The sequence below is a fragment of the Deltaproteobacteria bacterium genome, from assembly GCA_016208165.1.
GTDB lineage: Bacteria > Desulfobacterota > Desulfarculia > JACQYL01 > JACQYL01 > JACQYL01.
Genome location: JACQYL010000032.1, coordinates 81,838 through 102,262 on the forward strand (window position 1 = coordinate 81,838; position 20,425 = coordinate 102,262).

Genomic DNA, 20,425 nt, shown 5'->3' on the forward strand with positions numbered 1-20,425 from the left:
CCCCATCAAGCGACTATTCAAGAGTCGGTTGCACCTCTACCAGGATATAACTCTCCATCACGTCGTCGATCTTAATATCGTTGAAATTCACGACATTAATCCCGCACTCGAGTCCCTGGGCGACTTCCTTTGCGTCCTCTTTGTACCGTCTCAACGACCCGATATCGCCGTTGAAAACAACCACGCCGTTCCGAAGCACTCTTATTTTGGAACCACGAATAATTTTTCCGCTGGTCACGTAACATCCGGCCACAGTACCCAATTTGGTTATGTGGAACACTTCGCGCACCACCGCCTGACCCAGCGTTTTTTCCTCATAGGTCGGTTCGAGCAGGCCTACCATCGCGTCCCTAATGTCGTCGAGCAACTCGTAAATGACGTTGTAAAATCGAATCTCCACCCCTTCTTGTTCGGCTTGATCTCTCGCCTTGTTCGTGGGCCTGACGTTAAAGCCCACTATGATCGCGTTCGACGCCGCGGCTAACATCACGTCCGACTCCGTTACAGCTCCCGTGCTTGCATGGATAATCTGCACAGTCACAACGCGGGTGTCCAAATTGTGGAGCGCATCGACGATGGCCTCGACGGAACCGTGGACGTCGCCTTTCAATACGACATTCAGTTCCTTTATCTCTCCTTCCTGTATCTGCTGATACAGTTTCTCGAGCGTCATAGCGCCGGATTGAGGCAGCAGAGATTGCCGGATTTCGTCCTGTCGGTGTTCGCTGATCAGCCTGGCGGTCTTCTCGTCATCCACAACGACGAATTCGTCTCCCGCGTTCGGAACGCCGGACAACCCCTGAACTTCGATGGGAGTCGAAGGACCGGCTTCCTTGACGGTCCTACTCTGGTCGTCCATCATGGCGCGGACTCGACCAGCCTGTTTTCCACATACAAAAGCGTCGCCCACACGCAGCGTTCCGGACTGCACCAATACGGTGGCCACCGCTCCGCGCCCCTTGTCCAGTCTGGACTCAATGATGGTGCCTTTCGCTTTGGCCGAAGGATCCGCTTTGAGTTCAAGAACCTCCGCCTGCAACAAAACGTTTTCCAGCAGGGCGTCAATGCCTTCCCCTGTCTTGGCCGAAACAGGGACGAACATGGTGTCGCCGCCCCATTCCTCGGGCATAAGGTTATACTCGGCCAACTCGCGCTTTACCCGATCCGGATCCGCTCCGGGTTTGTCGATTTTGTTGACAGCCACCACGATGGGGACTTCTCCGGCGCGCGCGTGATCAATAGCCTCCTTGGTCTGCTGCTTCATTCCTTCGTCCGCCGCGACAACGAGGATCACGAGGTCCGTAATCTTGGCGCCTCTGGCCCTCATTCCGGTAAAGGCCTCATGCCCAGGAGTGTCTAAAAACACTACGTCGCCGGAGTCCAAAGTCACTTTGTAGGCGCCTATATGCTGGGTAATTCCACCAGCCTCGCCTTCCGTAACGTTGCTTTTTCGAATGTAGTCCAACAAAGAGGTTTTTCCATGATCCACATGGCCCATTACCGTAATAACCGGGGGGCGTGGTTCCAGATTCTCTTCCTTCGTCTCTACGATGATTTCAAGACGATCCTCAACGTTCGCCTGACGTTCAACCTCGTAGCCGAAGTCCGCGGATACCAGCGCTGCGGCGTCGAAATCCACAGCCTGGTTTATATTGGCCATCACACCCATTGACAACAGTTTTCGCAGAAGTTCTGCGGCCTTGATCCCCATCTTCTTGGCCAGTTCCGCGACCATGATGGATTCGCCCATTCGAATCCGCCGCTTGATGGCCTTTGGCACCGTGATGGTCGTCTTCTTTGACTTCCGAACCGCCGGTTTTTGTTTTTTGGTTCTGCCTTTGGCTTGACTCAGATCATACAGTTCATCTCGTTCCACTATCTCCCTGCGCTTGACCGCTTTCTTGGGCGCTTCCAGTTCAACTTCCTCTGCCTTAAAGCCTCGTCTGCCCTTTTTCTTCCGGCCCGGTTTCGCCTCCGCAGGAGCTGTTTCCAATGGTATTTCAGGAGGTTTCTCCGCGGCGCCAAGATCCCCCGAAACCGCTCGTTCCTTGACCGCTGCCTGTTCAGGCGGTCTTTCAGCCGCTATTTCCACCGGCTCCGGCATTCTTATGATCCGCGCAGGCGTTTCTTTTCTTTTCTTCTTCGGTTTCTTGGCTTTGGGTTTGGGTTTTGCTTTGGGTTTCAGCGCTTCCCCTTCAACGATCTCCGCAGCCTCTACTTCCTCTCCCACTTGTTCGACCTGTCCCACCCGCGTCCGCTCCCGCATTTCGACCAGCTCAGCTCCCTGCTTTCGATCCGCATGCAATGGTTCTTCCATAACCGGTTCTATGGCCGGAACGGTTTCAGCTTCAGTTGTCTCTACGAACTTCGGCTCCGGCTCGGCCTCCGTCGGCCTTTCCGACTCGATACCCCCGGCAGGTGATCCTGCTTTCGCTTCCGGCTCATCGGAAATCCTTTCGGCCTCTTCGACGGGCGTGACTGCTTCCATCGTCGGAGCAGGCGCCTTCTCGGCAGCTTCACGACTCTTCTCCCCGGCGATCTCGACTTCACCGGCGGATATTTTCTCCACGTAGGGTGCTGTTGGTACAGCAGGCTCGGAGGGCGGCTCGGGAACACCTCCTTCAGCCGGCATAGCGAGGGGTATAGCCGGTCCCTCTTCAGTTTGGAACTCGGGGGGTTCCGGGATTTCCACCTCCCCTTCCGAGGGCATCGTCTCAGCCCCGGATGGTGGAGACGTCACGACCGCCTTCCTGCGACGCCGGATGATTCGGTCGGCCACTCGCTTTTCCTCAACAACCTCGGGCTCGTTATCACCGAATTCCTTCCGCACACGCTCGACATCTTTTTCTTCGATGGCGCTCATGTGGCTCGATACATCGATTCCGGCGGCAATAAGCCGGTCCAGGAATTCTTTGCTCTCTATGCCCAGTTCTTTAGCCAACTCGTACACTCTGGTTTTTGGCATCTAGAAAACCCCCTAAGTCGATCCTCTCTGGTATATCCGAAGCATCGACGCACACCCCGAAACTTCGTTCAAAAAGCTGCCTCCGGACCGCATGATCAAGGCAGGCCCGATCAGGGCACACATAAGCACCGCGGCCGGGAAGAACTTTCTTAACATCCCACTCCACGCGATTCCCTTGCAGACATACGAAACGCCGCAGCTCATCGCGGCTCTTCCTTCTCCGGCAAGCGATGCACATCCGAACAGGAAAATCTCTCTTAGGAGACATCCGATTCCTTTTCCTCCCCCTCGACCTCGGAATCGGACGTCACGCCTGTTTCGGATGGAGCACCCGCAAGAAGCAGTTGGCGCGCCGACTCAATGATCTTTTTGGCCTTCTCCACCGTAAGACCCGGAAGCTGCATCAATTCAGCCTCCGAACTTCGCGCCACATCCTCGGCGGAAGAGAACCCATGTTCAAGAAGCACTTCGGCCGCAACATCTCCTGCTCCCTCCAATCGCAACAAGGACTCGAATCCCTCTCGAAGGATTTTGGAGTACTTGCTCTCGCTCGTAACGTCGATCTTCCAGTTGCTTAATTTAGAGGCGAGCCGCACGTTTTGACCGCGTTTTCCTATGGCCAAGGATAGCTGATCGTCCGGAACGATGACCTCCATCACTCTGTTGCCTTCGTCAATAACCACTCTCGTGACTTCGGCGGGCGCCAAGGCATTGCAGATGAAACGAGCCGGGTCCGGATTCCAGAGCACAATGTCGATTTTCTCCCCACGGAGTTCCTGTACCACGGCCTGAACTCTCGACCCTCTCATTCCAACGCATGCTCCCACTGGATCGATATCGCTGTCCTCTGTCGATACGGCAATCTTGGATCGGCTCCCGGGTTCTCGGGCTACGCTCGTGATCTTCACTATCCCTTCGGCAACTTCAGGGACCTCGATTTCAAAAAGGGCTCTTAAGAAGTCGGGGTGACTGCGGGACAGCACAATCTGTGGTCCCCTTCCACTTCGATCTACTTCCAGAACGTAGGCTCGAATTCGATCGCCTTGCCTGTATGTCTCACGAGGAATTTGCTCGTGATAGGGCAGCAACGCCTCGGCCCGCCCCAAATTGACGACCACTCCGGCCCGGTCAAGCCTCTGGACTATACCGTTGATGACTTCACGCCTGCGATCCTTGAAATCCTCATAAACAATCTCGCGCTCGGCATCTTTCATGCGTTGAATGATAACCTGTTTGGCGGATTGTGCGGCTATTCGACCGAATTCAGCCATTTCGACCTTGGTCCCGATGCTGTCGCCGATCTCACATTCCGGATCGAGTTTCCGCGCCTCTTCCAGACCTACTTCGAGTTCAGGCTTGGTTACGTTCTCCACTACTTCCTTGAATTGGAAGACTTCCACCTCTCCAATATCTTCATTAAATGCAACTTCCAGATCGTATTTGTGGCCGAACTTCTTCCGAGCCGCTGATCGAATGGCCTCCTCGAGCGTGTTGACCAGAATGTTGCGATCGATTCCTTTGTCACGGCTGATTTGGTCGATGGTTCTTTTTAGATCCGTGGTCATGGCACGAGTACCCTTTCCTAAATTTCAACAAAGATACTAGCCTTGGCGATCTCTTCTATAGGCACGATCATGACTTCACCATCCTGATCGATAGTTACCGAATCTCCGCTATAATGCACGAGCCTGCCAATTAGATCCCGTTGGCCTTTCTCCGGGTGTTTTTTCAGAACACGCACTTTCTTTCCTACAGCCCACTTGAAATCTCGATCTTGTTTCAAAAGGCGGTCCAATCCCGGAGAAGAGACTTCAAGCGTATAACTTTGTTCTATCAAATTCTTGGCTTCGATTAGGTCGCCGATTCTTCGACTAATTTGAGCACACTCACCCACCGTGATTCCACCTTCCCGGTCCACGTAAGCCCGCAGGACCCAGCCGACGGGCTCGCGTCTGTACGTAACATCAACCAGCGCATACCCTTCTTCCTCTATAACCGGTCCCACTAGGGAAGCGACCTGGTCCAGCACCCATTTCTCTCGTGCGCTCGTCATAGTCCGCTCAAAAATAAAAAAAGCGGGTATTATAACCCACTTCGAGTTAGCAGAACACGCGGATGATTTATGGAATCATCTACTAATCGAAGTAGACACGCCCACTTTCAACGCAGCGTGACCTCAACAAGAGATGGAGCGGGCAACGGGATTCGAACCCGCGACACCAAGCTTGGGAAGCTTGTACTCTACCAACTGAGCTATACCCGCGCGGTTTCTGAGTAGCAATTATTGCCCTGAATGTCAATTTCTTTTTTCTTACCCGTAGTAAGAGACGCTTCTGCCGACAAAAGGTTTATGACCGGCCATCCTCAGGTCCCGGGAGCGCCTTTCCCGTCTTGATCCGACTTCTTGATGCGGCTGTATCTCAGCCGCAAAAAAGACTGCTCGGCGTCACGATAGCCTTCGTCAATGTCGATCACTCTCTGATAAAACTTAAGCGACAGATCCAATTGGCCCGTCCTCTCATACAACTTGGCCAGTTGATAAAGTATGGACACGTCCTGGGGATGGAGTTCACTGGCATGTTCAAACTGAATAGTGGCATAGGCTATGTTCTGCTCCTTCAAATACACCACGCCGAGATACTCCCTCAATCGACCGTCGCCCGGCAAAGCCTCAACGCCTTCGGTCAAAACCACCTTCAAGGCCTCCGGACGTTCGTCTTTCAGCTCACGAAACAGATAATCGTAAACGGGACGATCTCGCGGATCGATCTCAAGTTGCCGCTCGGCCGTCGAAATGGCTTTGTCTCTTCGACCGGTGCGCTTATATATATCGAACAGATAGGAATTCGCTTTCGGATGATCCGGGTCCAGCGCCAATGCCCGCATGAGGGCCTCCTCGCTCTTCCTGTAATTTCTCCGCATAAAGTACAGACGCCCCAGATTATAGAGCACCTCCGGATTTTCAGGAGCTAATTTGGCGATCACTTCGTAGGCCGAAAGGGCGCCGGTGGTGTCGCCCAGTTTTTCGTGCGCCGATGCGAGTTTAAGCATAAGGTCGATATCCTCGGGCGTTTCTTGAATCAGCTTCTCCAAGTGAGGCACCAACCCTCGGTAATCCCCTTTCTTCTCGTAGCTGCTCACCAATAAAATAATCGTCTCCCGGTCGTCCGCTCGCAGCGAATTCGCTTTTTCCAACGCGTTGATCGAAGCATCCGTTTCCCCCATGCGGTGGTAAAGCTCGCCCAGGTTGAAAAACACATTGGGATCTTCCGGATCCAGCTTTGACGCCTGTTCATACATTTGAACCGCTTTCTTCAGTTCCTTCTTTTCAACATAATAGTATCCCAGTTTTTTCAGAACGGCGGCACGCTCCGCACCTTGAAGCGACGGGACCGCCTTCTCGTAGTAGGGAACGGCTTTCTCTGAGTTCTTCAATTCCTCGAACGCCTGCGCCGTCAATACCAAATATTTTGCATCAGGATTGATGGCCACGGCGCGTTCGAACGCTTGCGCCTGGGATTTCAGGTCACCATTGCCGCGATACAGCTCCACCATCTTGTTCAACCATATGGGACGGGTGTCTCTCTCCGCGATCCACTCATAGAACTCCGCCGCCTTTCGCCAATTTCCGGTCTTTTCATATAAATCCGCAAGCGATTCGCGTGTCGAGACGGACGAGGAATTCAACGAGAGGGCCTTTTCAAGCATCAGGATCTTCTCCGCCGGGTCCGCTGAGCGCTGAGATCTCAGCCACCAGTACTTCTCATCCCCGACCACCTTAACGTTCACCTGACCGATAACGTCGCCACGATAGACCATCTGGATGGGCTTTGTGCCTTCCAGCATCCAGGAACTCTCCCCGAGCGCTTCATCGACCCTGCTCCCATTCAGTAAGGCTTCCCTGGAAAAAACCTCCGAGGTAAAATCGAGGCTCCAATCGAAAACAGCGTTTGAATCGATTCGAACCAGTTTGACGGTATCCGAATTGTTCACCTCAAGCGTTTGACCGGGTTCAACGCTCACGGAAACCCCGTTGACCTCGAACAGAACGGCGTTCAGTCCGAGTTCCTGACGGACATCAAAAGGGAACATCCGGACCAGGAAAGCGGCGCCAAGGTACGCCAGAACGAGAAAGACGCCTACACTCACGATCCCCATTCTCGTCTTCCTTTTCCTGGCCCTCAGCCGGTTGGCCACCCAGTCCTCTTGCCGCCACTTGGGAAGGTCTCCCCCTTGTTTGGGCTTCTCATAGCCCGTCTTTTTCAGTTTCTTTTCCATTGGTCATGGTTCCCGATGCTTGCGGACTGACAGCTCTCTCTTATCTGTTCAGACACATAATCTCCGAAGATGATACTGGATTCTAAGAAAAACCGAATGAGAGTTCAACAACTTGCGCTCCGTCGACACAGAAATCTTCTTGACTTCCATCCTCAATCTGATATTTTTACCAGATATCGTATGCCCTTGGCGACTAAGGGAATACAAGTCAGTGATCGTGCGGGAGCCCACAGTGCAATGCTTCGAATGACATCTCAGAGGGCATACGAAAAACGCCGATCGACCGTTTCGAATCGTTTCCCCGATCCTCTCCCTGACAAACTCGTTTCAATCCACCCTGCTGACGAACCATCCTACCACAGGACCCGTCGGCTGTCCCCCTGTAACAACCGCTTTTAATCAGCGTTCACATATCGTATCATAGCGGAAAGGAGGTGAAATTGCAGATGAAACACGTCAATCGTACCACTCTGGTGCTGGTGCTGGTCTTGTTCGTGTGCGCGGTGATCGGTATCGCCTACGCGGCCCAGGAAGTTCCGGACCAATTCAAGATCGATTACCGCGATAAGTTTGAGAAGGCCATCAAGACTCCGGTGGATCTCTCTCATAAGAAGCACCACGACGACTACAAGGTTGCTTGCACAGAATGTCATCACGTCATGAAAGACGGAAAGAACGTCTGGCAGCAGGGGGATCCGGTACAGAAATGCATCGAATGCCACTCCCCCAATAAAGAGGAGGCCAAGGCCAAGAACGTCTTGGACCTGCGCAACGCGTTACACAAGAATTGCCAGTCATGCCATAAAGATGCCGTGAAGGAAGGCAAGAAAGCTCCAGTCAAATGCACTGAATGTCACGTTAAAGAGTAGCCTTGCTCTGAGGCGACCCATAAAGCAGAGAGCCTGCACGCTGTCGCGCGCAGGCTCTCTGCTTCAGGTACTCCGAGGCCGGAACCTCTTACTGCTCCGTAACCGTGATCGCGTCCTGTTCACAGACTTCGATGCAGCTTTCGCATCCGAGACATTCTTCCATGTTTACAGGAACCGCCTTCCCGCCTTGCATTTCGTACACGTCGACAGGACAGACTTCCACGCACTCTTCGTCGCCGATGCACTTATCCGGATCCACTTCCACCATGTAGCTCATATTGAACCTCCTTGGATTGATCTTGCTCTGGCTGGAACAAGATTGACTAAATTAGTACTTGCGGGATAGCTGAGCTAAGTTCCACCCGAACAAAACGTTTCCGCAATTCGCCTCAGTGGCGCAATCTAGGGTAAACTTATTAAGCCATCCAGTATGCTCTTTCAACACCTAAATGCCATCAGGAGCGCATCCATCATGCTCCCTCAAACGTCTCGAACTATTCACGCGATACGGACGCTTAGGCCTCCACCTCTTTCTTCACCGACACCGCAATACGGTACAGAACCGTTAGAATCAATAACCCCATGGCCCAAACACCCAAGGATATTAACAGCTCAGGAGGTGTCGGCACGTATTCGTATACCTCGTGCAACGGGTTAGGCGTAAATCCGCCGGCGATCATGCCCAGACCTTTGTCGATCCAGGTGGCGATAAACACCAAAGCACATCCCACTGCGAGCACTCCCTCCCTACTACGAGCCTTTCGTCTCAACAGAACGCCGATGGCCGTGAACGCAATGATGAATGACGCCCACATCCACGGAACGTACGTGCTATGTCCATGCAGGCCGAAAAAGAGATACCTGAAATGATCCAAGTGATCCGGAATCTGACTATACCCCACGGTAAAAACTTCCAGAAAAAAGAAAAACACATTCAGAATAATCGCGTAGGTCACAATGGTGCCCAGAGTCTGAATGGCTTCCTTTCCCGGTTCGAACCTGGTCAGTTTTCGAAGAACCAGGCACAGGATCACCAGAAAAGCCGGGCCGGCGGCAAAAGCGGAAGACAGAAAGCGAGCCGCCATAATGGCGGTAAGCCAATATCCTCTGCCGGGAAGGCCCGCCTACAAGAAGGCGGTAACCGTATGAATGCTGACGGCCCATGGAATCGACAAATAGATGAAGGGCTTGATCCACTTGGGCGGCCCCACTTCTTTCCGCTCAGCCGTGAGCACCACCCATCCGACCAAGATATTCAGGATCAGATAGCCGGACAGCACCACGAAGTCCCAAAACAGCACGGAATTAGGCGTTGGATGCAGCATCACGTTGAGACCCCGGTCGGGGCGGCCCAAGTCCGTGACGATGAACAACACGCACATGGTCACCGCGGCTACCGCCAGGAACTCTCCGAGGATCGTAATCCTGCCGAAAACTTTATAATTATGGAGATAGTAAGGCAGAACCAGCATCACAGCCGATGCGGCGACACCCACCAGAAAGGTGAATTGAGCAATGTAAAAGCCCCATGATACGTCTCTGCTCATTCCCGTAATGGTGAGACCTACCTTGAACTGCCAATACCAAGTGGCGAAGGCGGCTCCGATTACGACCAAAAGCGCCAAAACCCACAGCCAGTACCTTCGACTTTGAACGAATATCGCTTTCTCTAACATCTCGACCTCACACTAGATAAAGCACGGATGGACGTGTGCCAAGAAAGGTTTTGCGCCGGATGGCGTACTTACCGCGAAGCGCCCTTCTGACGTCGGAATCCGGATCCTCAAGGTCTCCAAAGATCAGCGCCTTGGGTTTGCAGGCTTCCACACAGGCAGGCTGCAAACCATCCGCCAGCCGTTCCGCGCAGAAATTGCACTTTTCCACTACGCCTCTCATCCTGGTCGGAAACTCGGTACGAACCTCTTTTATAAAGGGTCGCGGGTCTTGAAAGTTGAAGCTTCGGGCTCCGAACGGGCATGCGGCCATGCAGTATCGGCAGCCGATGCATCGATGAAAATCCATCATCACGACGCCGTCTTCCCGCTTGAAGGTCGCCTTGGTAGGGCAGACCCGCACGCAGGGTGGATTATCGCAATGATTGCAGAGAACCATGAAAGGGGTCCCCGTCAATTGAGCGAACTCGTCGACCTGGCCTGGAAATGCGTGCTCATAAGGCGTCTGCCAGATCCACTTGATTTCCTCTTTCGCGCCCTCAATTTCCGGGACATTGTGCGTAATGTGACAGGCGGCAATGCAGTCTCTGCACTGGTCCTTTGCGATCTTCTCCTGGCATGTTTTCACATCGACGACCATGCCCCATCGTTTCGCCTGCAGGGCCCTCGGCTTCGATGAGTAGGGGGATTGGCCGGAGCCTGCCATGGCGTCTGTTACCGGTTTGGCTCCAACCCCCAGAGCGCACAGACCGGCTAACTTCAAAAAACTCCTACGGTCTTCGTTCATCACTCTTCCCCTTTGGCACATTATGGCAGTCCCAACAGTACGGTCTTACCGACGTGTAGTTGTGGCATCGGTCGCAAAATGTGTCCTTGTTCGAGTGGCAGTCAAGGCATGTGTTCGTCAGGCTCATGTTGTAGGCCTGTCCTTGAGCGTTGGTATAGAGCCTGTTCTTCTCTCGGACAACTTTGTTCCGCCAATTATCCAGCAACTGCATGTGCGACTCTTTCATCCATGGAGTCGCCTCAATGCAAACCTTTGCCTGCTTGGCCTTTTCGGTCAGTACCAGTTCCGGCGCAGGCCCGGGCTTTCCGATACTGGACCAAATTGGATACGCCATGAGACCGACGAAGATAATGAGACCGATGATAATCTTGACTGAATTATACATCCTCTTCCTCCTCTACTCCGGGGAGAGGTTCACCGCGAAGGTTCAGGGTCCGCTCTTTCTCTCCAGGCATGATCAGGGCGTTGGCCACGAGTTCGTGGAGGCCGCATACCCCCACTTCAGGAACCCAGTACTGCATCGAGGCGGTCAACACGGCGCGGTCGATGGCGCAGATGCAACTCATCATGTTGACACCATGTTTTTCATGAACGTATTTGGCCGCGTTCGCTCTCGGAAAGCCCCCTCTCATGCGTATTTCCATGTTTTCCCCGGCATTGAGACCGGAGCCGCTCCCGCAACAGAAGGTCTGCTCCCGTATGGTGTTTTCGGGCATTTCGTAGAAATGATTCACCACGTTCTTGAGCACGTATCGCGGTTCTTCGAAGAATCCCATGCCGCGGGCCGTGTTACACGAGTCATGCCAGGTCACCACCAGATCATCGTTTCTACTCGGGTCCAGAGCCAGCTTGCCGTTCTTGATCAAGTCCGCGGTAAATTCCGCAATATGGACCACCTTGGTGGACGCGGCCTGATGGAATTTCGTTCCGGTAAGAGGCGATACCGGGACCTCCAAGAAGTCCGCCGGCCCGTTCATGGTGTCCATATATTGATTGATGACCCGCCACATGTGGCCGCATTCCCCGCCAAGAATCCATTTTACGCCAAGCCGCTTGGCTTCCAGATACATCTTGGCGTTGAGCCTTTTCATCATCTCGTGGGACGTAAAGAGGCCGAAGTTTCCGCCTTCGGAGGCATACGTGCTCCATGTGTAGTCCAGATCCAGGGCGTGGAAAAGCATAAGGTAGCCCATGCAGGTATACGTGCCCGGGTCGGCAAACACATCCCCGGAAGGCGTAACGAACAGGAGCTCGGCCCCTTTTCTGTTGAAAGTGGGAGAAACTCGCACGCCCGTTACACCCTCGATTTCATCCACGAAGAAATCGATCATATCCTTGAACGCATGCGGCTGAATTCCAAGATGGTTTCCCGTCCGGTAGCAGTTGGCTACCGGCGCGGAAATCCAGTCCGTATTCAAACCGATAAGATTGAGCAACTCTCTCCCGATGATCGTGACTTCAGCCGTATCGATCCCATACGGACAAAACACGGAACAACGACGGCACTCGGTGCACTGAAAAAGGTAGTACCACCATTCCTTCAAGACGTCGACCGTGAGTTTTCTCCCGCCGGCCAGCTTTCCCAGAATCCTGCCGGCCGTAGTGAATTCACCGCGATAGATGGATCGGATGAGTTCCGCTCTCAGCACGGGCATGTTTTTCGGATCGCCGGATCCGATGAAGAAGTGGCACTTGTCCGCGCAAGCCCCACATCTCACACAAATATCCATGAACACGTGAAAGCTTCGGTAACGATCGAGACGATCCTTGAATCCTTGTCGGACGATTTCCATCCAATCGCTGGGTAACGCCCAGTCTTCGTCCGGAACCGCCCATTCACGCGGATTTGGAAGTCCGACGGCCTCCAAATTCTTGGGTTTTCCCGCGTGACAATATACGCCCTCACGAAACTGCACCGGAACGTCCATCCAACCCGTAAACGACGGACTGTGTTCGATTTGGGCCAGTTCAGTGGGCTTTGGCGTTTTAACGGCCATTACGACTCCTTTTCTACTGGTAATCCGGCTTCAATCATTTTTTCCCTGAACTCGTCCTCATAAGCAGCGTAGCCATGGACCTTGACGGGGTAATTCCAGGGATTCACGTGCCTGCGGATACGAGAATCGTTGGGAAGATTCCTGGTTGGACTGAGAAACACACCCCCTAAATGAACAAGCTTGCTGAAGGGGAAGTATGCGATCAGCGCGCTGACAAGAAATAAGTGCACATAGAAGATCGTGCCGATGCCTTCATTGATCTTGGGCTTCAAACTGAAAAGGCTCACCACGAATTCCTTGATCCCGACCACGTCCACTCGTAGAAAATATCGCATGAGTATTCCCGAAATCACGATACCCACGATCAGCAACAGCGGGAAATAGTCGGCCGGAAGCGAGATATACCTTATCTGCGGGATGATCACTCTCCGAACGAAGAGCCAGCCTAGTGCGCCCAGAATAATCAGATCGGTCATATAGAGACCCGGAACCCCGACCTCGAGCCATCCGTCCACCCGTTCCAGCCAAGGTACAAAAAACGGAACGTTTTCGAGAAAAAGTCGGAAGTGCCTCAAAAAGATCACCAGAAAACAATAGTGGAATGCAATCGCCGCCAGCCACAGAAACTTTTCCGACCCGTAGATCGCCCTCGGGCCTTCCTGCCTGTAGTCCAGTTGCGTATTTCTAAAAAGCGACCGGAACAGGAGCACCTCGAACAGCATCCTGATAATGACGCCTCCCTTGGTGCACGGATTTTCCACTTTGTTCCATTTGATCCAGGGTAGCGTTTTCTGTTGGCCGCAAGTGGTGGGAATGCGGAACGGAACCGGTGAGCGCCCCCATTTGATCACCCGCCAGACCATTCCCCCAAAAAACAGCAGAATGGCCGCGTAGGGTATGATCACTCCGAAGAGTACACGCAGATCAACCGCGTAGACTCCGACGAGGGGGATCAAAACAAGCGCGGTAACCGCTATCAACGCAACCGACATCGAAAAAAGGAAGTTCATTGAATCATACCTCGCTTAAAATTTAACTATAACCCCGACAATGCACCTAATCTTGTTCAGCATCTGTTTCAGCTTCCTTTTTCAGTTCGAGATCAACGATCAGATTGGCCCGTTGGAGAAGTCTGAAGGTTCGATTCTTCAGTTCGTTAGCTCGGAGATCGTACAGTTTCTCCCGGCATCTCATGTAAATGTCGAAGGCCAGCAAGGCTACTCCGTCGATCCTCGTCTCGAGTTCGAACAACTCCTGGGCCGAGACTTGCCCGCTGTTGATCTCCGCCGCTAATTCTCCGCGGAGGATCCCTTTGAGCAGAAAAACGAACCGTACCGCATTGGAAGCTGTGAAATCCTGCACAGCTCTGACCCGAATAATGTTGTCAAGGAAACGCGACAGTTCCTGAATTTCGGCCCCCTCGATCAATCCATCGTAGATGGCCCCTATCTCCTCGGATAAGATGACACCCACGGGATTGGCGAAACGATTCTTCTTCGTCTTGAAAATCTTTGCCGTCTGATCGGGGTAGCTTTTAAGAATGTCTTCGAACCATGTATCCAGAATTCTGGACTTTCTTCGCTTGTCCGCTAAAAGTACTTCTATCACTTATACATAAACCTTTATCGCCATCAGCAACCTGCCTATTGCGTGAAAAATATTACAAAACCCCTCGGCACAACGATCCGCAGAGCCTCTATCATCGGCCGTTCTGTTTTATAACCATTTGATATTAGACAAGAAAAGGCTTCCTCAGTCCAAGGCTGCCATTTGGAAGTCACTTTTAAAACATGTTGTCTTTCTTTGTCAAGACTAAATCCGAGTTGGGAGCTTGAAGCCGCACGGGCGCCCCCGGCATTTTTACCATTCAAGCGATCGCATGCTAAGAAAACCTCGAAGTGTCGACCGGGTCCGAAAGCCGGGCCCTGGATCGGTTTTCCAGCCAACCGGTATCATCGCCGCATCCCATCGATGGAATGCCCGTCAAAAACGTGTGGTTCCGGATCCGGTGTTGGGCCTTCGGTTCCAATTCCTAGGTAAACACCAATATGTATAGATAACAGTCTGTATAGGAAATAAAATCCTTGTCCCGCCGCCCTTCCTGCAAAAAACATCCCGCCGGCCCGGCTACACTACCGATCCGTCCGGACGTTCCATCACTTCCGGAGGCAAAACCGGGCGGCTCCGCAAGGAAGTGAGACAATAGCGCCTATCCGCCGCGTTACTATCCGCTTCGACGCCCGACCCATCCGGTGTGCGTCCGCTTTCTTGCATCGATTTTCGTGTTGTTTTCTGTTTGCCTTATAGATATGGTGACCGGGAGTAAAGAGGAAATTCAGCGGAAGACGTACTCGACACCGGCGAGAACAATGACACATGAGCAAAACAAGCCCCCATCGGCTGCCGTAAACGGCGATGTTGCGTCCTGCCCTGACGTCCTCTTTAGACCTGCGTAACACGGTGGCCCTCGCCGGAACAGCGTCTCGAAACTCCCTATCGACAGCTTTCTGGAATTCCTGCCCGTGTTTCCATTCGAACAGACGGACCTGTCCGCGCTCTTTCGTGCGCCCCCGTAAGGCAGGATTTACCGAAGGAACGGGGCGTATGCCCAATGGCCTCGACACAAGCACCGAATGCGCGTCGCGGCTAACGGAGACGATTTTCACATTCCTCTAATATATACGCAGAGGCTATGAAAAACATGGTTTCACACCCCGTTCTTCCCTCCAAATACGAAACGACGACCACGGATATCCGAGTCGCAGATAAGAGCTTGACGTTTCTGCAAATCCGGAACATGGACGCCGTTATTGGGGAACTGCTCAAACCTGGGAAAAAAGGGGAGGGCGAGCGGCCTTTTTGGGCTAAAATATGGGAAAGCTCCGTCTTGTTGGCCCATTTGCTCTCGATGCTTCCCGTGAAATCGGACGCGTCGATGCTGGAAATCGGATGCGGCATGGGAGTGGCGGGATTGTTTGCGTCGGCGTTCGGCCACGATACGATCCTTACGGACATCAATGAAGATGCGTTGGCCTTTGCCCGAGCCAACGCCGCTTTGAACGGCCTCGAAGACACCAGGATCGTCCGCCTGGATTGGGGGTCGGACCGCTTGGAACGGAGGTTCGACATGATATTCGGCTCGGACGTCCTTTACACGGACGGCAGCTACGGTCTTCTGATCGAATTTCTGAAAGCGCATTTGAAGCCGGACGGCAAAGTCGTCCTTGCGGTCAGCGGCTTTATCTCGGCGGCCACGTTTTTTAAAGAGGCGGAACCGGTTTTTAAAATCGGCAAAAAGACCTATGCTCTTCGATCCGACACCCGAAGCCATTCTATTTTTCTGTACACCCTCGAATATCCATGAGTGGCTCCATTTTCCAGATTTTGTGTTGACAAACGAACGCTTTTACGAGTATAAAGCCATGTCTAAGTGCTTGAAAAATTGACAAATTATAATCTTCACAAGCACTTACGCCTTTTTTTCCGTTTGCCGAAAAGAAACGGTGGATGAGGTGTTTGCACCGTCCGACACGATATTTCAACACGACTTCAAGGATCTTACCGGGTCAAGGGAGGAGGTGAACCTGGATTCATCCAGCGATTGTCTATTCGATTTCAGCAATGATTCAATATAGAAGGCAGATGACTATTCACACAAGGAGGCATAGCTGATGGCATTTGAACCTCAAGAACCCCAAAAAGAGTTGAAGTACGATGAGCTACGCATCTACTCCGACGCAGAGTTGAAAAACTACACAGAGAAAGAGCTCAAGAACTTCAAGATCAAACACGACATCCCCATGTGCGAAGATCTGGAGTCGGGACCGTGGCCGAGTTTCGTGGCCGACGCCAAACGAGAGGCTCTTCATAGAAGGAAGCTGGCCGCGGATCGCATGATGATCGAGCGGGACGTAGTGGAAGACATGCTCGGCCAGTTGGAACTCTCTTTCAAAGATGGTGAGACCCACTGGAAACACGGCGGAATCGTCGGCGTATTCGGCTACGGCGGCGGTGTTATTGGAAGGTACTCGGACCTGCAGGTCAAGTTTCCTTCGATTGCTCATTTTCATACAGTGCGCGTGAACCAGCCAGCCAGCAAGTTCTACAATACCGATTATCTCAGAAGCCTTTGCGACCTCTGGGAATATCGGGGAAGCGGCATGATGAACCTGCACGGTTCCACCGGCGACATCATTTTCCTCGGAACCTTTACCGAACAGCTCGAGCCTATCTTTTACGAGCTGACGCACGTAATGCAGCAAGACCTCGGCGGTTCCGGATCCAATTTACGTACGCCCTCCTGCTGCATCGGCAAGGCGCGCTGCGAGTGGGCCTGCTACGACACCCAGGAACTCTGCTACGATCTGACGCACCATTATCAGGATGAGTTGCATCGTCCCGCGTTCCCGTACAAGTTCAAATTCAAGTTCGATGGTTGCCCCAACGGCTGCGTGGCCTCCATTGCGCGTTCCGACCTGTCGTTCATCGGCACCTGGAAAGACAACATCCGGATCGATCAGAAAGCAGTCAGCGCCTACATGGGAGGCGAAATCATCCCCAACGCCGGCGCTCACAGGGGCAGGGACTGGGGAGCGTTCGACATCCGGAAAGAGGTCATCGATCTGTGTCCCACCGGGTGCATGTGGCTGGAAGGCGGCAAGCTCATGATTGACGACAAGGAATGCACCCGTTGCATGCACTGCATCAACGTCATGCCCCAGGCTCTGAGACCCGGTGTGGACACCGGCGTCAGCATCCTTTGCGGAGCCAAAGCCCCCATCCTCGAGGGCGCCCAAATGGCGGTCCTGACCATTCCTTTCATGAAAGCGGAACCACCCTACGACAACATCAAAGCGTTCATCGAAAAGGTCTGGGACTGGTGGATGGAAGAAGGAAAAAACCGCGAACGTCTCGGCGAACTGATTCAGCGTCAAGGCCTGCCCAAGTTTATTCAAGTCCTGGGGATTCCGGCCATGCCGCAAATGGTTAAAGAACCTCGAAGCAACCCCTATATCTTCTGGAAAGAAGAAGACGTTCCCGGCGGTTGGCAGCGAGACATCCAAGACTATCGATCCAGGCACGCGAGATAGATTCGCAGAGGAGGTATATTAAATATGGGACTATCCACTGAAAGAATCGGACTGTATAATCCTGCGAAACCGATGGAAAATCGGATCACCGACTTGGGGCCGCGTCACTACTGGCAGTTTTTTCCTCCCGTTATTCAAGAAAACTACGGCAAGTGGAAATACCATGAGATCCTGGAACCCGGGGTGCTCGTCCATGTGGCTGAAAGCGGCGACAAGGTATTTACCGTACGCGTGGGCGGTTCGCGCTTCATGACCGTCGAGCACGTGCGTGAAATCTGCGACATCGCGGACAAGCACTGCGGCGGCCACCTCCGCTTCACCACCCGAAACAACATCGAATTCATGGTTGACAGCCTTGAAAAGGCCGAGGCCCTGAAGAAGGACCTGTGGAGCCGAAAACATGTGAGCGGCAGCTTCAAGTTCCCCATCGGCGGCACCGGCGCGGGTCTCACCAACATCGTTCATACCCAGGGATACCTCCATTGCCACACGCCGGCCACGGATGCTTCCTCCATGGTGAAAGCCGTATTGGACGATCTTTTCGATTACTTCACCAGCATGACGTTGCCGGCCCAGGTCCGCGTGTCCATGGCCTGCTGCTTGAATATGTGCGGCGCCGTGCATTGCTCGGACATCGCCCTTCTCGGTTACCACAGAAAACCTCCCATTGTGGACGAAGAAGTTCTGGAGAAAGTCTGCGAAATTCCGCTCGTCATCGCGGCTTGCCCGACGGCGGCCATTTCTCCCTCCAAAACCGAAGCCGGGAAGAAAGCGGTAAAGATCAAAGAAACCCGCTGCATGTTCTGCGGTAATTGCTACACCATGTGCATGGCGCTCCCGCTGTCGGACAAGGATGGCGACTGTGTGACAATATTAGCCGGCGGTAAGATCTCAAACCGTATCCATCCGCCCAGATTCTCGAAGGTCGTCATCCCGGCGTTGCCCAACAACTTTCCACGGTTTCCCGAAGTATGCGAATCCGTGAAGAAGATCCTCGAGGCTTACGCCGCCAGCGCCAACAAATACGAACGCATCGGCGACTGGGCCGAACGTATCGGCTGGGAACGTTTCTTCGAGAAATGCGATCTTCCGTTCAGCGATCACCTGATCGACGACTACCGGCTGGCCTACGACACGTTTCGCACGTCAACCCAGTTCAAGTACACGGACGCGTCCTGGGCGGTGACCGAGGCGGTGGACGGGGAATAACGTCATCGACTGAGAAACGGTCCCGTACCGTTCTCGAAGGAGCAGACGCATGGAAGACATCAGAAACGCGATTCTCGAATTTGCCGAAGGCAGCAAAAAAAGCAAATTCTATTTCAGCGATATGGAAAAAGGCGTGAAGGAAAAACTTCCCGACGCCAAAACCAGAGACATCAAAAAGGCTGCAACCTCGCTGGTGAATGAAGAGAAACTGATCTATTTCTCCACGGGCAGCAGCACCATGTACGGACTCAAGGGAAGAGGTCAAACCGAAGACCACTAGGCCCGTTTCGTACGAATTTCCTCTATCGAGACGAAGCCGCCTCCCGCTAAGGGGAGCGGCTTCGTCTTGTCAGGGAAGTCGCGCCAAAGGTTGGCGCGCCGACTCCCATGGCAAACCGCGGCCGACAAACCCATAACCAAAGGTGCGGAAAATGAGAAAACCTCAGGATGCGGATCAGTTCATACAACAACAGAAAGACATTCTGAAAGAAAATCCGGAATGCGCCAACGCCTACTACAATGTGGGCATTAAACTGCTCCAGGAGGGTCGCCTCGAAGAGGCGGCGGAGGCTTTTGAGAATGCCGTAGCCAACAGCGGACGCATGTTTGAAGGGTGTGTCAATCTGGGGTACATCCACTTCAGATGGGGCAATCTGGAAAAAGTGGTCGAATACAACAAGAAGGCCGTGGGAATCGAGCCCCGGTACGCCCGTGGATACGCGAACATCGGATTCGCATATCTACAGATGTCAAGGACGGATGAGGCCATCGAGGCCCTCGAAAAAGCGATCATGCTGAATCCCGACATCGCCCAGGCCTGGACCAACCTCGGTAACGCCTATTTACAGAAGGGAGACGTGGACAAGGCCATCGAGGTCGGTGAAAAACTGGTTGAAAAGGCTCCTTCTTTCGGTCTCGCCCACAACAATCTGGCCAATGCCTATTACGTGGCCGGCGAGTATTCAAAGGCCATAAGGCATGCGGACAAGGCCCTGGAACTGGGTTTCGAGGTGCATCCGGATTTCTTGAAAGAACTGGAATCCCACCGGTCCAAATGACCGCATTACGAAAAAACGCCTTCTGACGACAGGCGCGCCGGACCGGCGGACTCAGTCTCGGAAAGCCTGAACAGCTGCGTGGAGTTCGCGCGCGTGGGTCTCCAGCCGACCTTGAATCACCTCGAGAGCGTCGGGATCGTCCCCGAAATAGGGCTCCACGAGCGCGTCCAGTACCCGGTGGAAATCTTCGGAGCTCAAACCCTCGATTAACGAATACAGGTCCTCGATCGGTCCCAGTACGGGTACATAGGCGACCGATCCGGCTCGAAGGCCCTCGAAAAATCCTTCAATGACCGCAGGCAGACATACCTCGTCGGCCCACAAGATGTCATCCACTCCGTTCCGGCGGTCCAGGCGCATATTCACGCTCAATCCGAGAAAGAAGTACACGAGAGCCGTGTAAGCGGCTTTCTTACCCTTGCCGAAATCGAACACGGACTGGTAGTCACGCGCCGTCGGCAATCTGACGTCGACGATTGCGCCGTGAATACGCACTGCG

18 protein-coding genes, 1 tRNA gene and 1 pseudogene are annotated in these 20,425 nt (G+C 53.3%); 6 read left to right on the forward strand and 14 right to left on the reverse strand.

Going from position 1 to position 20,425, the window contains the following annotated elements:
* Positions 1–13 precede the first annotated feature (13 nt).
* The 6 genes from infB to HY788_07220 all read right to left on the reverse strand — a co-directional run bounded on the left by infB (position 14) and on the right by HY788_07220 (position 7,243).
* The gene (gene infB / locus HY788_07195) at positions 14–2,965 is read right to left on the reverse strand and encodes a translation initiation factor IF-2 (GenBank protein ID MBI4773954.1); all 2,952 of its coding nucleotides are present in this window, start codon (positions 2,963–2,965) and stop codon (positions 14–16) included.
* A complete protein-coding gene (locus tag HY788_07200; protein MBI4773955.1) occupies positions 2,934–3,233 on the reverse strand; it encodes a YlxR family protein in 300 nt (99 codons plus the stop codon). The genes infB and HY788_07200 overlap by 32 nt, the downstream gene beginning before the upstream one ends.
* Positions 3,223–4,530, reverse strand: a complete 1,308-nt coding sequence (gene nusA / locus HY788_07205) for a transcription termination/antitermination protein NusA (GenBank protein MBI4773956.1) — start codon at positions 4,528–4,530, stop codon at positions 3,223–3,225. Before nusA ends, HY788_07200 begins: the two co-directional genes overlap by 11 nt.
* Before the next feature lie 17 nt (positions 4,531–4,547).
* The gene (locus HY788_07210; GenBank protein ID MBI4773957.1) at positions 4,548–5,018 is read right to left on the reverse strand and encodes a ribosome maturation factor RimP; all 471 of its coding nucleotides are present in this window, start codon (positions 5,016–5,018) and stop codon (positions 4,548–4,550) included.
* Positions 5,019–5,152: 134 nt separating this feature from the next.
* Positions 5,153–5,228: transfer RNA gene (locus HY788_07215), tRNA-Gly, on the reverse strand.
* Between the two features lie 101 nt (positions 5,229–5,329).
* Positions 5,330–7,243, reverse strand: a complete 1,914-nt coding sequence (locus tag HY788_07220; protein ID MBI4773958.1) for a tetratricopeptide repeat protein — start codon at positions 7,241–7,243, stop codon at positions 5,330–5,332.
* Between the two features lie 446 nt (positions 7,244–7,689).
* Here HY788_07220 and HY788_07225 point away from each other — a divergent pair, with 446 nt between their 5' ends.
* Entirely contained in the window at positions 7,690–8,112 is a 423-nt protein-coding gene (locus HY788_07225; GenBank protein MBI4773959.1) for a cytochrome c3 family protein, read from the forward strand.
* A gap of 88 nt (positions 8,113–8,200) precedes the next feature.
* On the opposite strand, the gene HY788_07230 is transcribed toward HY788_07225, so the two are convergent.
* The 7 genes and pseudogenes from HY788_07230 to HY788_07260 form a co-directional block, all read right to left on the reverse strand.
* The gene (locus tag HY788_07230; protein MBI4773960.1) at positions 8,201–8,389 is read right to left on the reverse strand and encodes a ferredoxin family protein; all 189 of its coding nucleotides are present in this window, start codon (positions 8,387–8,389) and stop codon (positions 8,201–8,203) included.
* A gap of 238 nt (positions 8,390–8,627) precedes the next feature.
* Positions 8,628–9,788 (reverse strand): annotated as a pseudogene (nrfD, locus tag HY788_07235) (polysulfide reductase NrfD).
* Positions 9,789–9,795: 7 nt separating this feature from the next.
* Complete coding sequence (locus tag HY788_07240) at positions 9,796–10,572, reverse strand: 4Fe-4S dicluster domain-containing protein (protein ID MBI4773961.1); 777 nt, start codon at positions 10,570–10,572, stop codon at positions 9,796–9,798.
* Entirely contained in the window at positions 10,556–10,957 is a 402-nt protein-coding gene (gene dsrJ / locus HY788_07245) for a sulfate reduction electron transfer complex DsrMKJOP subunit DsrJ (protein ID MBI4773962.1), read from the reverse strand. Before dsrJ ends, HY788_07240 begins: the two co-directional genes overlap by 17 nt.
* On the reverse strand, positions 10,950–12,569 hold the full coding sequence (locus tag HY788_07250; protein ID MBI4773963.1) for a (Fe-S)-binding protein: 1,620 nt from the start codon (positions 12,567–12,569) through the stop codon (positions 10,950–10,952). The genes dsrJ and HY788_07250 overlap by 8 nt, the downstream gene beginning before the upstream one ends.
* On the reverse strand, positions 12,569–13,579 hold the full coding sequence (gene dsrM, locus HY788_07255) for a sulfate reduction electron transfer complex DsrMKJOP subunit DsrM (GenBank protein ID MBI4773964.1): 1,011 nt from the start codon (positions 13,577–13,579) through the stop codon (positions 12,569–12,571). Before dsrM ends, HY788_07250 begins: the two co-directional genes overlap by 1 nt.
* A gap of 46 nt (positions 13,580–13,625) precedes the next feature.
* On the reverse strand, positions 13,626–14,177 hold the full coding sequence (locus HY788_07260; GenBank protein MBI4773965.1) for an RsbRD N-terminal domain-containing protein: 552 nt from the start codon (positions 14,175–14,177) through the stop codon (positions 13,626–13,628).
* A gap of 1,093 nt (positions 14,178–15,270) precedes the next feature.
* On the opposite strand from HY788_07260, the gene HY788_07265 reads away from it, so the two are divergent.
* From HY788_07265 to HY788_07285, 5 genes are all read left to right on the forward strand, one after another.
* A complete protein-coding gene (locus HY788_07265) occupies positions 15,271–15,933 on the forward strand; it encodes a methyltransferase domain-containing protein (protein ID MBI4773966.1) in 663 nt (220 codons plus the stop codon).
* Between the two features lie 307 nt (positions 15,934–16,240).
* Complete coding sequence (gene dsrA / locus HY788_07270; protein ID MBI4773967.1) at positions 16,241–17,659, forward strand: dissimilatory-type sulfite reductase subunit alpha; 1,419 nt, start codon at positions 16,241–16,243, stop codon at positions 17,657–17,659.
* Between the two features lie 24 nt (positions 17,660–17,683).
* Complete coding sequence (gene dsrB / locus HY788_07275) at positions 17,684–18,868, forward strand: dissimilatory-type sulfite reductase subunit beta (GenBank protein MBI4773968.1); 1,185 nt, start codon at positions 17,684–17,686, stop codon at positions 18,866–18,868.
* A gap of 49 nt (positions 18,869–18,917) precedes the next feature.
* A complete protein-coding gene (locus tag HY788_07280) occupies positions 18,918–19,148 on the forward strand; it encodes a dissimilatory sulfite reductase D family protein (protein ID MBI4773969.1) in 231 nt (76 codons plus the stop codon).
* A gap of 151 nt (positions 19,149–19,299) precedes the next feature.
* Positions 19,300–19,926 (forward strand): tetratricopeptide repeat protein, encoded by a 627-nt coding sequence (locus HY788_07285; protein ID MBI4773970.1) that lies wholly within the window; start codon positions 19,300–19,302, stop codon positions 19,924–19,926.
* Between the two features lie 51 nt (positions 19,927–19,977).
* Here HY788_07285 and HY788_07290 read toward each other — a convergent pair.
* The coding region (locus tag HY788_07290; GenBank protein MBI4773971.1) for a hypothetical protein at positions 19,978–20,425 on the reverse strand (448 nt) is incomplete at its 5' end.